At 69.3% G+C, this 15741-nt stretch carries 12 protein-coding genes; 8 read left to right on the forward strand and 4 right to left on the reverse strand.

All coding sequences use genetic code 11. The features are described from left to right. The 6 genes from ACFHWY_RS26455 to ACFHWY_RS26480 form a co-directional block, all read left to right on the forward strand. Positions 1-1517, forward strand: a 1517-nt coding sequence (locus ACFHWY_RS26455; RefSeq protein WP_416582970.1) for an Hsp70 family protein, incomplete at its 5' end; no start/stop codon positions are given. A gap of 46 nt (positions 1518-1563) precedes the next feature. Next, the gene (locus ACFHWY_RS26460) at positions 1564-3486 is read left to right on the forward strand and encodes a hypothetical protein (RefSeq protein WP_416582971.1); all 1923 of its coding nucleotides are present in this window, start codon (positions 1564-1566) and stop codon (positions 3484-3486) included. 334 nt (positions 3487-3820) lie between these two features. After that, the gene (locus ACFHWY_RS26465) at positions 3821-6802 is read left to right on the forward strand and encodes a BTAD domain-containing putative transcriptional regulator (protein ID WP_416582972.1); all 2982 of its coding nucleotides are present in this window, start codon (positions 3821-3823) and stop codon (positions 6800-6802) included. Positions 6803-7092: 290 nt separating this feature from the next. Further along, positions 7093-7683, forward strand: coding sequence for a nitroreductase/quinone reductase family protein (locus tag ACFHWY_RS26470; RefSeq protein ID WP_416582973.1), 591 nt, complete (start codon positions 7093-7095; stop codon positions 7681-7683). A 7-nt stretch (positions 7684-7690) separates the two neighbouring features. Then, complete coding sequence (locus ACFHWY_RS26475) at positions 7691-8533, forward strand: IS5 family transposase (RefSeq protein WP_416582974.1); 843 nt, start codon at positions 7691-7693, stop codon at positions 8531-8533. After that, positions 8530-8949, forward strand: a complete 420-nt coding sequence (locus ACFHWY_RS26480; RefSeq protein WP_416582975.1) for a hypothetical protein — start codon at positions 8530-8532, stop codon at positions 8947-8949. The genes ACFHWY_RS26475 and ACFHWY_RS26480 overlap by 4 nt, the downstream gene beginning before the upstream one ends. A 230-nt stretch (positions 8950-9179) precedes the next feature. On the opposite strand, the gene ACFHWY_RS26485 is transcribed toward ACFHWY_RS26480, so the two are convergent. Continuing rightward, positions 9180-10274, reverse strand: a complete 1095-nt coding sequence (locus tag ACFHWY_RS26485; RefSeq protein ID WP_416582976.1) for a hypothetical protein — start codon at positions 10272-10274, stop codon at positions 9180-9182. Between the two features lie 297 nt (positions 10275-10571). Here ACFHWY_RS26485 and ACFHWY_RS26490 point away from each other — a divergent pair, with 297 nt between their 5' ends. Further along, positions 10572-11564 carry a DUF1152 domain-containing protein gene (locus tag ACFHWY_RS26490; protein ID WP_416582981.1) on the forward strand — a complete coding sequence of 331 codons (993 nt, stop codon included), beginning with the start codon at positions 10572-10574 and terminating at the stop codon, positions 11562-11564. Positions 11565-11617: 53 nt separating this feature from the next. Here the strand turns inward: ACFHWY_RS26490 and ACFHWY_RS26495 are convergent, their stop codons facing one another. The 3 genes from ACFHWY_RS26495 to ltrA form a co-directional block, all read right to left on the reverse strand. Further along, positions 11618-11965: a hypothetical protein gene (locus tag ACFHWY_RS26495; protein WP_416582977.1), complete on the reverse strand. Its 348-nt coding sequence runs from the start codon at positions 11963-11965 to the stop codon at positions 11618-11620. An 89-nt stretch (positions 11966-12054) separates the two neighbouring features. After that, positions 12055-12294 (reverse strand): hypothetical protein, encoded by a 240-nt coding sequence (locus ACFHWY_RS26500; protein ID WP_416582978.1) that lies wholly within the window; start codon positions 12292-12294, stop codon positions 12055-12057. A 201-nt stretch (positions 12295-12495) separates the two neighbouring features. Continuing rightward, on the reverse strand, positions 12496-14283 hold the full coding sequence (gene ltrA, locus ACFHWY_RS26505) for a group II intron reverse transcriptase/maturase (protein ID WP_416582979.1): 1788 nt from the start codon (positions 14281-14283) through the stop codon (positions 12496-12498). A gap of 755 nt (positions 14284-15038) precedes the next feature. On the opposite strand from ltrA, the gene ACFHWY_RS26510 reads away from it, so the two are divergent. Beyond that, positions 15039-15641, forward strand: a complete 603-nt coding sequence (locus ACFHWY_RS26510) for a hypothetical protein (RefSeq protein WP_416582980.1) — start codon at positions 15039-15041, stop codon at positions 15639-15641. Positions 15642-15741 lie beyond the last annotated feature (100 nt).

Genomic DNA, 15741 nt, shown 5'->3' on the forward strand with positions numbered 1-15741 from the left:
CGGGCTGGGGCCCGCGGCGACGCACGTGGCTGCGCCACGCCGCTCACCGTGCGGGTCTGCCGCAGCCGCGCCTGGTGGAGGCGCCGGTGGCGGTCGCCTCGCACGTGCTCGCCGGGGGTGTGCAGCTGCCGGTGGGTTCGGTGGTGGTGGTGTGTGACCTGGGCGGCGGCGCTGAGGTGAGTGTGCTGCGGCGTAGCCCGGTCGGTTTCGAGGTGCTGTCCACCCTCGCCGACAGCGACGCCGGTGGTGATGCCATCGACGCGGCGTTGACGGCCGCGGTGGCTCCTGCCGGGATGCCGGCGGGGGACGGGTGGGCGCTGACGGCGAGCCTGCGTACGGCCAAGCACGCCCTGGCGGGGCATCCGGCGGTAACGGTGCCCGTGCCGTCGGGATCGGCGGTGGTGCTGAATCATCTGGTGGTGGAGCAGGCCGCCCGCCCGGCACTGACCCGGGCGGCGGGGCTGGTGCGGGAGGCGGTCGACGCCGCCGAGGTGGATCCGACCACTGTCGCCGGACTGTGGTGTGTGGGCGGCACGGCGCAGATGCCGCTGGTCGCCGATGTCATGGCGGCCGAGACCGGGCTGAGGCCGATGTTGGTGCCGGATCCGCTGCTCGCGGCGGCCCGCGGCGCGGCCGACGCCGGCGGCCTGGCCACCGACCAGAGCACGCCGGCGGTGGGGGAGCCGCTGCCGACGTTGTGGCGGGCGGTCGCGATCGCGGTGCCCGGGTTCGCGTCGCTGGCGCTGGTGTCGCACGCGCTGCTCACCGCGGAATGGAACTCGGGGCTGGTGAGGCCGTGGGCGTTCCTGAACTGGGGTGAGGTGGCGATGGCGTCGGTGTTCGCCGTGATCGCCTGCCTGGCCGCCGGCACCGTCCTCGGTTCCACGCTGGCGACGCGTACCGATAGTGGGGTGCCGCTGTCGTCGGCCGCGCAGGTCGCCACCGGCATTCTCACCTCGGCGTGGCTCGGTGTGGCCGTCGTCGGCATGTACGCGGTGGTGGGGTCCCAGTACATCGGCACCGAACTGGGGGCGTTCCTGCGCTGGACTTTGGTCCCGGTCGCGCCGATCCTGTTGGTCGCGATGGTGCTGGCGCTGATCGCGTTCCGCCAGTGGCGTACTCCGCGGGGCGGCTGGTCGGAGTTCCTCGCGTTTCCTGTCTCGTCGACGTTGACGGCCACGGTGGGGATGATGCTGGTTCAGTGGTCGCTGCCCGCGACCTATGCACCCGGCATGGAGGTGTGGCTGGGGCTCGGGAGTCGTCTCGGTGGGCTGCTGATCGGTGTCGGGGTGATCACCGCGTTGGTGTCCGGGTGGTGGTTGCGGCTGGTGATGGGTGTCCCGTTCGCGATCCTCACCGCCACCCTGGTCGGCCGGTACAACACCGGAACGGTGGCCGGCCTCTACGTCGTGGCCGTCATCGTGTGGTGGCTGGCTCGCCTGTGGACCCGCATCCTCTACACGGCACCCAGCCAGCCCCGAGGCAACCTTGTCCCACCCGGTCCCCCACGTTCGTGACGCGCACGCCGGGAGGGGGGAGTAGGAAATGAGGTGGCCGAGGCACGTGGCGTCTCTGCTGCTGACCGTCGTGCTGCTGACCGGCCCGCCGATCCTGCTGGTATGGATGGTGGGCTGGCCGTCGGTCGACACGCCGCGGGTGGCGCTGTGGCAGTGGGTCCGCGACCCGTTGACCGAGCAGAATCTGATCCTGCTGCTGGTGGGGCTGGCCTGGCTGCTGTGGGCCTTCGTCGCCTACCTCGTCACCGCCGCGACCGCGACCCGTGTGTGGGCCGGCGTGCGGTGGTTACGCCGCCTCCCGCTGCCCACCCCGTGGCAGGCCACCGCCACCGGCATGGCCGGCGCCGCCGCCCTGACCATCGCCACCCCCACCACACCCACCCCCGACGCCAGCCACCAGGGCACGACCACCAGCACCACCGGCACCGGCACCGGCACCGATATCGTCGAACAGGCCGACACCGTAGACGGTGTCGCCGTGCCCGGCGGGTGGCTGCCCCGCGACGTCGCCGAGCAGGTGACCGCTGCGGCCGGGCTGGTGTGGCTGCGACGCCGCCGCGCCTACCGCCCCACCCGCCCACACCGCCACAGCCAGGACGCGCAGGACCTGGCGCCGCTCCCGGCCACCGTCGCCGCCATCCAGGCCGCCACCGGCAGCCGACCCCCACCACCGGCGCCCGCCCCGGCCGCAGGGCTACCGCCGGTCGGCTTCCCACCCGCCGGGGTCGGGCTGACCGGCCCGGGAGCGCGGGACGCCGCCCGCGGACTGCTGATCACCGCGCTCCTCGCCACCATGCGGCAGAACACGGTGGAGCTGGTGATCACCCGCCGCGCCGTGGACATGCTGCTCGGACCGGCCGCCCCGCACCTGCGTCCCGGGGCAGGGCTGCGGATCGTCGACACCGCCGCGCACGCCACGACCCTGCCGGCCGACGCCACGCCAGCCCTGCCAGACGGCGCAGAAGGTGGTCGGCGGGTGCTGATCCTCGACGAACCGCCTCCGAGCAGCCTCGCCACCAGCGGGGCGACAATGGTGGTGCTGGCGGCATGGCCGCATGCGACGACATGGCACGTCGAGGCCGACGGCCACACCCACGCCTCCGACACGGCAACCGCCGGCCCGCGGGTATGTGTGCTCGACGCCGTCGCCACCACGGACCTGCTCACCGTCACCGGCCACCTTCACCCACCGGCACCCAACACCCCCACACAACCCCAGCCGCAGGTGCGGGTACCGCGCCCCACAGCCCCACACCACGACACCATCCGCCCCGACAAGCGGATGCTGGTGCGGGTCCTCGGTGAACCGGCACTGCTCATCGACGGCACGGCCCTGACGGTGCGGCGCACCGCCGCCCGGCATGCTCTGGTCTTCCTCGCCGTGCACCCCGACGGGGTCGACAGCCATCTCATGGCCGAAGCCCTCTGGCCCGGACTACCCGGCCAGCGGCTCACCGGACGCCTTTACACCACCCTCAGCGAACTCCGCACCGCCGCGCGCACCACCGGCCTGCCGATCATCGACCGCACGGGCGACCGCTACCGTCTGCACCCCGACCACGTCGACGTCGACCTGTGGCACTTCCACCGTGCGGTCGACCGCGCCGCCGCCATCCTCACCGACCCCTCCACCGCCTGGCAGGCCGTCGTCGACGCCTACGCCGGCGACCTCGCCGCCGGACACACCTGGGAATGGCTCGACCCGCACCGCGAATCCATCCGCCGCCACGTCCTCGACGCCTACGCCGCCCTCGCCGCCGCCGCATCTCACCCCCGCCAGGCACTGGCCTACCTACAGGACGGCATCCGCGTCGACCCGTACAACGCCGACCTGCACCACCGCGCCGCTAGCATCCTCGCCAGCCTGGGTGAGCACATCGCCGCCGCCGACCTGACCGACCGGTACACGCGGCGACTCGCCCCCGCCGGTCTCACTGCCGAGGGCGCGCTCATACGCGGCGGCACCTGACCGCCAGCTCGGTCCCGCACCGCAATACGGTCCCGAATGGCACCTGGCCGGGCCTCATCCGATCGACCGGGTCGCGGCTGCGAAAGCAGGTGGGGCGGCTGTCGGCGTGGTCGCCGCATCACGGTGCTCGAACCCGTTGTCAGCAACCGCGACCGGCCCTGGGCGGCGAGGCCCATATGGGCGGCACCGGGTCTGACCTGCGGCTGTAAGGTTGTGTTAGACGGTGTTAGGTGCTGTTAGACCCGCACCCGGCCTCAACCGCCCGCCTTTCTCCTACGTTCGGTGTCACGACCGCATCGGTCGCCACGGATGAACGACGCAGGGGGAGGGCAGCGTGAAACCACCGGTCTCGACAGCGGGGGTCGCCGCGGTCGTGCTCGCGGCGGCGCCACTCGTGCTGCTGTATCTGGCAGGCTGGCCGACGCCCACGATGCCATCCGACAGTCAGCTGCGGGCGTGGCTGCAACAGCCCCTGACCACCGGGTTCCTCACCATAATGCTGCAGACCAGCGCCTGGCTGCTCTGGGCCATGCTCGCCACCGCCATCGCCCGCCGCGTACACACGACCCTCGCGGCTCGGCTGCGATGGCGGATCGCGCTGCGCATGCCGGGACCGATGCAGGGCCTCGCGGCCGCGCTCCTCGGCGCCACCGCCGTCACCTCCACCGCGCTACCCGCCGCCGCGCACACCACCGCCACGACCGACACGTCGCCCGACAGCCCGCCAGGTGAGGACTCCCTCGCCCTGCGGTCCGACGCCGACCTGTCCGCCTCGGACCGCCTCGGCGCGGGCGGGACATCACCAGCGAACACCGGCCACGGTGCCGGTGACAACACTGGTGGTCAGGAGAACGCTGCTCGACGCGGCACGTCCATCTCCGCCAGCGCTGTTCACGCGGCGAGCGGAGCACCGGCGGCGACGCGGCCGACGGACAGCCACCGGGGCAGAGCATCGTCCGGGCCCGCCTACACCTGCGTGGTGGAGCGCGGGGACAGCCTTTCAAAGATCGCCAAAGAGTGGCTCGGCGACGCCAACAGGTGGCCCGAGATCTTCGCCCTCAACCGAGGCACCCACTTCCGCGATGTCGGTGGCACGCTCACCAACCCCAACCTCATCTACCCCGGCTGGACGCTGCACCTACCCGACGACGCCACACCACCGGCCACCGCGCAACCGCGAACCCCGCCAGCGCCCACCCCGCCACGCACACCGAACCAGACACCCTCAGCGACCCCACCACCCGCCTCCACCGCCACACCAGACACCGCGCCACCCGCCCCGCAGTCCACGACAGCGCCATCAGCGCCGGCCACCTCCGACCCCGACTCCGTGGTCGAACGTCCACCGGCCACCACGCCGTCTGCCGCAGCGACCTCCCCGACGGCCACACCTGCCCCGAGCAGCACCACACCGACCGCATCCCCACCGTCCGAGGACCGGCCGAGCGACGACACCCACGGGGTCAGCTTTCCCGGAGGTTGGGTACCCATCGGACTGGCAGCGGCGCTGGCCGCCGCAGCATCCGTGGTCTGGCTGCGACGCCGCAGCCGCTACCACCCCATCACCGATCCCGACCCGGCCCACGATCCGACCCTGCAACCTCTGCCCGCCGTCATCAGCCGGCTGCGCCGAGCGGCCCGCGAGCAGGCACGCGACCTGGTCATCCCACCCGCCCCGCAGCCCACCGTCCGCGACATCGCCGAAGGCACACCACCGACACCAACCCCGACCGGCCCGTCCGGCCCGCAACTCGCCGGCCTGCCGGAGCATCCCGCCGACGGACTCGGACTCACCGGAGCAGGCGGACCCGACGCGATCCGCGCGATGCTCGTCGCCACCCTGTCCTCCGGCAGCCCCGACGACCCCGACGCCCGCGGCCACATCGTCATCCCCGCCACCGCGCTGACCGACCTGCTCGGCGGCAACGCCATCACCGACCTCGCCGGCGTCATCCCCCGACTCCACGTCGCCGCCGGCCTCGATCACGCTCTCGCCCACATTGAAGCCCAGATCATCCACCGCACCCGCGCCGTCACCGACGCTGACGTCACCAACCTCGACGACCTCCACCAAGCCGACCCGCACCACGAACCGCTCCCGCCGATCATCCTGATCACCGACGTGCCGGACACCGCGATCCGAGCCCGGCTCTGCACCGCCCTGCACCTCGGCCACCCCCTCGGCATCACCGCCCTCATCGCCGGCGACTGGCCCCCCGGCATGACCCTCACCGTCGCCCCGGACGGCACCAGCACAGAAAACGACGCCCAACCCGGACCCAAACTGGCCGTCCTGGACGACGACACCACCCGGCAACTGCTCACCGTCCTCAAAGAGGCACACACCGGCGACCCCACCAATCCGCCAGCCTCGTCGAATTCGCAACAGCAGCAGGCCGCCCCTGCGGCGGAACCGGGAGCCGCCACCGACCTCGCAGCGCCCGTCACCGCTGAAACCGACACCAACGACGCGGACATTGCCCGCCAGTCGCCAACCGACAGCCCCGAGCCGCCAACACCCGCGGCGGACCGTACGCAGCCGAAGGTCCGCGTCCGGATCCTCGGCAGCCCCGCGATCATCGGCGCCGACGGAACCCCGGTAACGGGCGTCCGACGGGCCAGCTACGAACTGCTCACCTACCTCGCGGTCCACCGCGACGGTGCCGACATCGCCGACATCGAAGTCGCCATGACCCCCGACGCCACACCCCGCCGCGCCCGCGACCGCCTCTCCACCAACGTCGCCAACCTCCGCAACCGGCTCACCACCGCCGCCGGACTCAACCCAGGCGACGACACCCACACCTTCAAACCGGTGGTCAACCCCGGCGGCCGCTACTACCTCGACCCCAACCTCGTCGACATCGACTGGTGGCGAGTCCTCGACGCCACCAGCCGCGCCGGACGCACCACGGACCGACAAGCCCAACGGGAGGCACTTGAGGAAGCCGTCAGCAACTGGGGTGGCCTGCTCCACCACGACTACGAATGGTCCGACGGCCCGCAACACACCTGCCGACAAGTTGGCGTCAACATCCACGCCCGCCTCGCCGTCCTGGTCGCCGACACAGATCCCGCCCGCGCCCGCAACCTCCTCGACGCGGCATGCACCATCGACCCCATCAACGAGGAAATCGCCCGCCTCGCGATGACCGCCCACAGTCAGACCGGCGACACCGCAGCCGTGCGAACGCGACTCACCGCACTCACCCAGGCGCTCCAGACAATCGACGAAGAACCAGCCGAGGAAACCCGCCGACTGGCCCGCCGCCTGCTGCACCCCACATCACCACGAACGGACAAACGGCCGACGTAGCGCGGGACCCGCCTCCGGCACGTTGCGCAGCGAACAGCTGGTGTTGGTGTACGCATTCCCGTGCGGAGCCAGGTACGCCCGATGTACACAGGGCGGGATGTCCGCCACTTCGGCTCCGTCGGCGGCTGCGGACGCAGCGGCCTCCCGCCACAGCTCACGCTGGGCTATCAAGTAGACCGGAGTCGATGCGCTCGGATCGCGGCTATGAGCGGACGTTGACTTGATCGGGTGGGCAGGCCGGCTGTCGGCAGAGCCGTTCGGCGCTACCGGCCTGCCGCTGGCTGCCGTTCGTGCGTGACAGCGGCCAATACGATGAAGGAGTGACCGAGCCCTCGCGCCCCGCGAAGAAGCCGTGGTTGCCGCCCCGTTGGTTCATTCGGCTGTTCTGGTCGGCTCATCGGGGCGTGTTCCGGCGTTCCGGCGGCCGGGTCGGACTGTCGCGTCCGCGCGGCAACCGGTACGGGATGCTGCGCCTGACCACCGTCGGGCGTCGCACCGGCCAGCAGCGCAGTGTGATCCTCGGGTACTTCGAGGACGACGGGAATCTGGTCTCGCTGGCCATGAACGGCTGGGGAGAGCCCGAGCCGGCCTGGTGGCTCAATCTGCAGGCGCACCCGGACGCGACCGTTGACCTGGTCGACGGGCCGCGACCGGTACGTGGTCGTGCTGCGACAGGCGAGGAACGATCGCGGCTGTGGGCCCGCTGGCGCGAGATCGACAAGAACCTCGATGGCTACGCGGCGCGACGGTCATCCGAAACCGCGGTGGTCGTCCTCATGCCCCAGCCCGGCCCGTCTGAGAGGGTGGTTTGTGACCTCTTACCCGCTTTGCGGTTGGCTGATCTTTGCGGACCCGTAGCCGATGTGGTGGCGTCGCGTTAGGACGGTCGTGAGTGGACGTGCGGCGTATCCGAGTGACCTGACCGATGAGCAATGGGCGGTGGTGGGGCCCTTCCTGCAGGCGTGGAAGGATCGGCATCCGTCGGTGTCGGGGCATCAGGGCCGCTACGAGCTGCGGGAGATCGTGAACGCGATCTTCTACCAGAACCGGACCGGGTGTCAGTGGGCGTACCTGCCGCACGACCTGCCGCCGAAGTCCGCGACGTACTACTACTTCGCGCTGTGGCGTGATGACGGTACCGACCAGGTGATTCATGACCTGCTGCGCTGTCAGACGCGGGAGAAGGCCGGCCGGGCGGAGGACCCGACCGCGGTGGTGTTGGACACCCAGTCGATCCGGGCAGCCAACCACGTACCGGCCGCGACGACCGGCAAGGACGCGGCGAAGAAGGTGCCCGGCCGCAAGCGGGGCCTGGCCGTCGACGCTCTCGGCCTGATCATCGCGGTGGTGGTGACCGCGGCGTCGGTCACCGACAACGCCATCGGCATCCGGCTGCTGGACAACGTCGTGGCCCACACCCCGACGGTGACCAAGGCGTGGGTCGACGCCGGTTTCAAAGACGACGTGCAGATCCACGGCGCGGTCCGAGGTATCGACGTCGAGCAGGTTTTTCGGTCCGACACGACCGCCGGGTTCGTGCCAGTGAAGCGCCGGTGGGTGGTCGAACAGACCAACGGCACCCTGATGCTGCACCGCCGCCTGGTCCGCGAGTACGAAAGCCGACCCGCCTCTGCGGTCTCACGCACCTGGTGGGCCTCGACGGCGAACCTCATCCGCCGGTTGACCGGCACCGCCACCGCGTCGTGGCGCGACCCGGGCCGGCAGCGGTGACTCCGCCGACGCTGCTGACCCTGCTCACCGAACGCGAGACCGCCGCCGGCCTCGCCATCGAGCGGCTCCGTGCCCAGATCGCCTCCCTCGACGAGCAACTCGCCGCGGCCGAGACCGAGCTGGCCGAACTCGCCATCACCCGCAAGACGCTCCTGAGCCTGGGCGGCCCACTCGACGCGTCGGCACCTGCTGACCCCACCGTCGTCAGCCCGGCCTACCAGCAGATCCTCGCCGTGTTCCACGCCGGGACCGCGCCGATGCGCGCCAAGGACATCTGCCAGGCGCTGGGCACCGGCACCACCGCGAAGGACACCGAGAACCTCCGCGCCAAACTCAAACGCCTCGTCGCCCGCCAGATCCTCACCGAACCCGAGGCCGGCCTGTTCACCCTGGCCTCACCGACGACGTCCGCGTAACCACCACCAGGGCCTCTAACGAACCGCCAAGCCTACATCGGACATAACCTCTCGAACCATCCTCTGAGACGTCGCGGGGCACCTGATCGACTGGCTCTTGCTGGATGGGCTGATCAAATCACGTGTTCATGGACGTGGATACCAGCGGCTGACGCACACCGCTGCCTCCAGTGACGAGTGCTTTCGCGACATGACAGTACGTCCGATGGTGGCCGAGCGGCTGGTGGGGATCAGAGTCCGGCGGGGTGGCTTGACAGCCACTGGCGATGACAGTCACGTAGGGCGTCGCGTTGCGCGGTGTTCGCCAGCAGCGCGTCCGCGCCACCGTCGTAGGGCGCGTAGAGCCAGGCCAGGTCAGGCGGCGCGATGATCACATGAGCGATCCGGTCGTCAGCGACTTCACGAAGCAGCCGATCGAGGCGACCGGGTTTCCAGGCGACGCGGTTGACGTAAGTGTGGGTGAAGGCAAGTTCGGGATCGAGGTCTGGCCAGGACAGCACCGACCAGCATTCACCGTCCGGTAGCAGATCGTGCAAGATGGGCGTTCGACGTCGTGGCACTGGCGTGAACGCTACTTCCAGCGTAATCACGAGCAGGTCCGCGGTATCGCCGCGAAGTTCATCGAGAATGGTGTTGTGCCGGTGCAGGATGGTAACGTACTCGGACTCGCTGTCGGCGTAGCGCTTTGAATCAGGCAGGCTATGGAATCGCACCCAGTGGTCATCCAGCCGCTTGAGGTGATGACTGATGGGTGCGACCTGCGGCCAACGGGTCTCCCAGACCTTCTGCAGACGATGCCCGTCAGCGCCTGGTGGGGGCCATACTCGGACCTCGCCGGAGGGCACCGACTGCCGGCCCGACAGGACCACCTCCCGCAACGCGATCACGTAGGGATCGTCGCTCGGTGCGTCCGGGTCGGCGTCGAAGACCACGATCAGCGGATCGTCGTCCCACTCCCAGCCCTGGATCTCACGCCAGATCCGCAGGTTCGGATGCTCGACCTCCCGGCAGGCCTCGGCCGGTCCCAGCAGGCCGATCGCCTCCGCAAGCTGCGCCTGCCCCAGCCGCACCGAGCCGCTGCCACCACGCCACCCCGTGACCGTGGCCAGCACTGCAGCCGATAGCACGTCCTCACGCGCGTTGACCCGAACGAACCCGATCTCCCGCTCCAGAACGACGGAGGCGATCGTCCCGTCCAGGCCGTGCTCGATGACGCGAGGAATGAAGCCGACGCCATGCAGCACCGGCCTCTCCCAGCCCAGACCCTGCTCGCAGCGCACCAGCGCTTCCTCGATCTCCCGAAGCGTCGACCACCTCTGCGACATGCCGAGATCATCGCAAACACGATGACCCCCGGCTGCTGACCCAAGCGCCGACAACCGTCCACCGGCTGCTGGCCGCCGAGGGCCGGGGCGACAGCAATCGAAGGTGACCGACCACCAGAAAGATTTAGAAGGGGACAGCTCGGAATGCCCGCTCCGCCCGACCCAACTACCCGCAGCGACCGCCCTGATCGCTGAACGCGGATGGCGGGCATGTTCTCGTACCCCCGGTCGCTGTTGCCCGTCGCGGTGGGGCCGCGTGGCTTGGACAGCAGGGGCTTGGCTGATCATTGAGTGGTGATGAACCCTGCTGTGCTGGCGGCCGACCCGGGTGCGTTCTCGTTGGCCGTTCCGCCGCTGTTTGCCGCCCTGGCTCCGGCGCGGAGCATTCTCATCGCCGGAGCGGGCGGTGGGTTCGACGTGTACGCCGGCCTGCCCTTGGCGTTCGCCCTGTGGCGCCGCGGCGCGCAGGTACACCTGGCCAGCCTGTCCTTCTCCCGGCTCGAGTTGATCGACCGTGACGCGTGGGTAGCGGAGCACGTCGCGGCAGTGCAGCCGGACACCACCAGCCCGGACTGGTACTTCCCCGAACGGACGCTCGCCCGGTGGCTGGCGGCTCAGGATCTGCCGTCGACCGTGTACGCCTTTCCGCCGCTCGGTGTCCAGCCGTTGCGGGCGGCGTACCGATACCTGATCGAACAACTCAACATCGATGCGGTGGTGCTGGTCGACGGCGGCACCGATGTCCTTCTGCGCGGCGACGAGGGCGATCTCGGCACCCCGGTGGAGGACATCACCAGTCTGGCCGCCGTGGCCGCGCTGGACGTGCCGGTCAAGCTGGTGACCAGTCTCGGTTTCGGTATCGACGCCTACGACGGCGTCAACCACGTTCAGGTGCTGGAGAACCTCGCCGCGCTCGACCGTGACGGCGGCTACCTCGGTGCCCTGTCCATCCCCGGATCGAGCCGGGAGGCGGCGCTGTACCGCGATGCTGTCGCCGACGCCCAGGCCACCACCCCGGACCGGCCCAGTATCGTCCAGGGACAGATCGCCGCCGCTACCAGCGGCGCGTTCGGAGACGTCCGCTTCACCCGGCGCACCGGCGGCGGCGACCTGTTCGTCAACCCGCTGATGGCGATCTACTTCACCGTCAGCCTCGACAAACTCGCCGCCCGATGCCTGTACCTCGACCGCATCGAGAACACCGTCGGCAGGCGACAGGTCATCACGCGCATCCAAACGTTCCGCGACGAACTCCTCAGCGCCCGCGTCCCCCGCGCATTTCCCCACTGAACACCTCGACTGCGGCAGACCCGGACATGTACGGCTTGTTGCTCCGCAAGTCGTTACAGCAGGTCCAGCAGAGTCTCTATCCGGGTGGCCAGGACCAGATCCATGATGCCTTCGACGCGGACACTGACCACTGCACCACCCGGTGGCTGCGCCAGCCGGATGACCAGCGGGGGCGTGCCTGCCAGCGGGTACTCGAACCAGCCGTCGGCCGCTTCGTCGTTCGTGTCATCGAGCGCACCGGTCAGCGCTGCCTCGTCCAGGTCGTCATACGCGTAGCCGATGTAGGAGCTGATCTGCCGGAGCAGCTGCACGACGTGTTCCTCGGCCACCCATCCCTCGACCTGCGCCGCAACCTCGCCCCGGACCGTGCCGTCCGGCGACAGCGACCGCGTCGTCAGCAACTGTTCCGATTGCGGGTCGTACGAGTCGAGCCCGTACACACCGGCCAGAAACGGCAGTGCGTTGGTGCCGTGCTAGCCGTAGGGCAGAGTCACCCCGACAATCGATCGGCGAGGTCAGTGCGACCCCATGGCTGCCGGCCGCCCAGATCGTGGTGCCACGGCGCAATCATGTCGACAAGGTCCGGCCAGCGGCGTAGCGACTCGGCGCGGAACGCCAGAACGCGCTCATCCGCTACCAGAGCGTCGGCCCGCTCGTCCGCGAGCCGATCAGCCAGCCGGCGGGGATTCTCTGCTGCCCCGGACGGCCAGAAGTACAGGTCGTAGCTCACCCACAGCAGCGTAACGACCTCCAGATCGACGCATCCTCCTCTGCAGAGCCGAACGTCCGCCCAGCGAGTCTCGGCTACCATCGGCGATGGCTACGCGGCCTGCCTACGCGCCGAAGGCCGGGTAGCGACGGCGCATTGCTGCGCCGCCGCCCCCTCAGAACCGGACGTGCACGATTTCCATGCATCCGGCTCAAGCAAGCCCTATGGGTCGCTGGCATGCAGATCGCTGGCCTGCCGTTTGCCGGTGGTCCGGCGGTGGCAGTGGGTGTGGAGCAGACAGAGTTGCGGACCGTGTGTGCTGCCGTCCTGTCGTCGGCTGATGGCGTTGTGATCCACAGCTTTCCGCAGGCCGCGATACCACTGTTCCCATTCGCGTGGGGTTCGTGGCGGGCGGTCGGCGTGTAGCAGAAGCTGTCCGCAGTCGACGCATCGGGCCCGCTGGCTGTCGAGCAGCTGTTGGGTGGTGCGGTCGACCGGGGGTTGCAGCCTCGGGCGTTGCCGTCGGTTGTGCCAGTAGTCGGTCAGCGCCGCGTCATCGGGTGATGCGGTGCCGGTGACCATCTGGTGCCGCACGATCCTGATCCAGGCGAACTTGTGCAGGTAGGCGCCGCTGTCGCGGTCACCGAAGACCCATTTGTTCTGCCGGGACTTGTTGAACATGCCGAAGTAGCGGGCGACGACCCAGCTCGTCGGCTTGTTCGGGTGGGTGTGCCTGGCCCATTTGTAGACCAGTTTCCACAGGTAGTGGTCCAGCCCGGTGAAGATTTCGCTGGCCACCACCGACCGGTAGTAGGCCGCCCAGCCTCGGATGATCGGGTTGAGGCGGGCGATCACCGCGGCGGCGTTGCTGCCGCGCAGTGCACGCACTTCGGTGCGTAGCCGTTTCCGGATCCGTCTGACCGCCGTCTTGCTCGGTTTGATCAGCAGCAGGCCGTGGTAGCGGCGGACGTTGAACCCGAGGAAGTCGTAGCCCTCGTCGAGGTCGACCACGCGGGTCTTGTCCTCGTTGAAGGCCAGCCCTCTCGGCGTCAGCCACGCGGCCAGCCGGGCCTTGACCTGCATCGCTCCATCCCTGGTGCGGCATAACGCGACGAAGTCATCGGCATATCTGATCAAGACCGGGGCGTCCGGGGCAGTGGCGACACCGTCGGTTCCGGCGGTGCGGTAACGGACCCCGGCGGCGTGTTCCATCCCGTGCAGCGCGATGTTCAACAGCAGTGGGCTGACCACCCCGCCCTGGGGAGTTCCCTCCTCGGTTGGGGTGAGCAGGCCCTGCTCGACCACTCCGGCCGTCAGCCAAGCCCGGATCTGTTCCCTGGCCGGGAACCAGCCGAGTTGGATGAGTAGGTGGTGGTGGTCGATGCGGTCGAACGCCGCTTTCAGGTCCGCGTCGAGCACCCACCGCCTGGCCGGGTTCTTTCCCTTGACCGTGCTGAAGGTGGCTTGGATCGCGTCCTGACAGCTGCGTCCGGGCCGAAATCCGTACGATCTCGGCTCGAACCGGGCTTCCCATTCTGGCTCCAACGCTGTTGCCACCCGAGCCTGCAAGACTCGGTCGACGATCACGGGGATGCCGAGCGGACGGCGCCGGCCGTCCGCCTTTGGGATATACACCCGTTTGACCGGGCATGCCTGCCAAGGTCGTTGTCGACGCTGGATCTGCGCCGCCAGGTCGGCCTTGTCCTGGCCGTTCAGGATGATCCGGCCGTCCACGCCCGCCGTCAAACGTCCAGCGTTGACCTCCGTGACCCGACGAACCGCCAGCAGCGTGTTCGCCCGGGACCGCAGCATCAACTTCTGCAGATTCCGGACCCGTTTCAGGTCCCCCACCTGCGACGCCGTGAAGATCCTTTGCCGCAAGCGCCGTACGGTCTCCTCACAAGCACGCCAATCCACAGCGTCCCAGTCGAGGATCTCGTCCTCCGGTCCGTTCACCACCCCAACCGAGGCGGTGCCTAACTTGTCCTTCGGTTCCGGGCTTGTCGTCATCGTCTCCGCACAGGCTCACCTGACCCGCGTCGGCGCGCTTTCACGCCCGGGCACCTGGCCCGGTATCCGGCCAGTTATCCGTGACCCCTGGTAGGAGGACCAGGCGTGCTGTCTCGGTTTCCTGCCGCCTTTCAGCCACCGGCGTTCGCTTCTCGGGTCATCCCATTCCCGCCCGGGGAGTTGGGCCTTCCTCACGGTCGGCTTACCGCCCACCACCTGTTCGGCAGCGGACCCCGTCGGGGTTACCACGTTCCACACTCACGAGTTACGACCGGGTTGGGTGCCCTCTCTACCCCGGGGACCAGCGGTGCTCTCCTGACCGGATGCCGTGCCCAGCCAGCGCCTGCCGCATCCCAGCGGCCCGTCCCTGCACCCCGCCTGAACATCCCACCGCGCAGGGCTCCGTTTTACGAGGCATCAACGAGGGTTCACGCGATTCACCCGTCCGGTCTGCCCCTCACCCGTGATCCTCTCGATGGGACGAGGACCCTTCGGCTTTCCCCTCGGGCTTCGCACCCTGCCGTTACCAGCAGCGCACGCCAAGGGCAGGGCCAGGCAGCGAGCACGCGCCCGGGACTACACCACCGACATCACGTCGGCCCTCCTAACTGCGAGTCCACTCGCAAAGTGCGACCTCGTGTCGCAACGGCAGATCCGGATGGGTTCGAGGGCGGGTACGCGAGGGTCGCGTAGTGGCCTCAGTGGGTGACCGTGATGAATCGAGACTGTCAGTCATCGCTCTTATGATCACGGCCATGCCGACTGCGTTCACCACCTTGTGGACCCATGACGTCTGCCGGGAGCTACGCCGCCACCGAGTCGGCGAGCGGCCCCCGGTGGCGTTCAGCGGAGTGCACCAGTCTCTTCCCAGTTGGACCAGCGTCGGTGTCGGCGACGACGTCTTCGCGCTGCATGTCAACCGATGCGTGGTCTACCTGGTGAGCCGCCTGCGCGTCGTCGACAAGCAGCAGCGCGACTGCTGCGGCGCCACTGCCACCACATGGCGTGACCCGTCCTATCCGGGTCACCACGCCTGGACGATGCTCGGCGCCAATGGATGTGGGGCGAGCCCGGTACACGTCGAAGCGACACCGATCCGCTTCGACGTCGCCGTCCCCGGCGACCTGCTCAGCGCGCTCACCTGGCGCAACCGACGCGGAGAACAGCGCACCCTGAAGTACGTCGTCAACGGCCGTCTCGAACGCTCCGTCAGCCTCCAGGGTGTCTACCGTCTGACCGACGAATCCGCCGCTCAATTGGGTGCCCTGCTCGATGAGTCGCCTCCCCCGAGCCAGCGGGCAGAGGCCAACCACGCCCCTCATGGTCGGCAACCATCTGTGACGGTCGACTTGCGTTGACGGCGGCAGAAGAGTGCGTGAGTCCCCTCGCGCGGTTAGTACTGCAACGGCGGGTCGTGGCTTCGGCTGCTGATCGCTCGTTGGCTGGTTGTGGTGGATG

It is taken from the genome of Micromonospora sp. LOL_024 (assembly GCF_048060415.1).
Taxonomy (GTDB): domain Bacteria; phylum Actinomycetota; class Actinomycetes; order Mycobacteriales; family Micromonosporaceae; genus Micromonospora.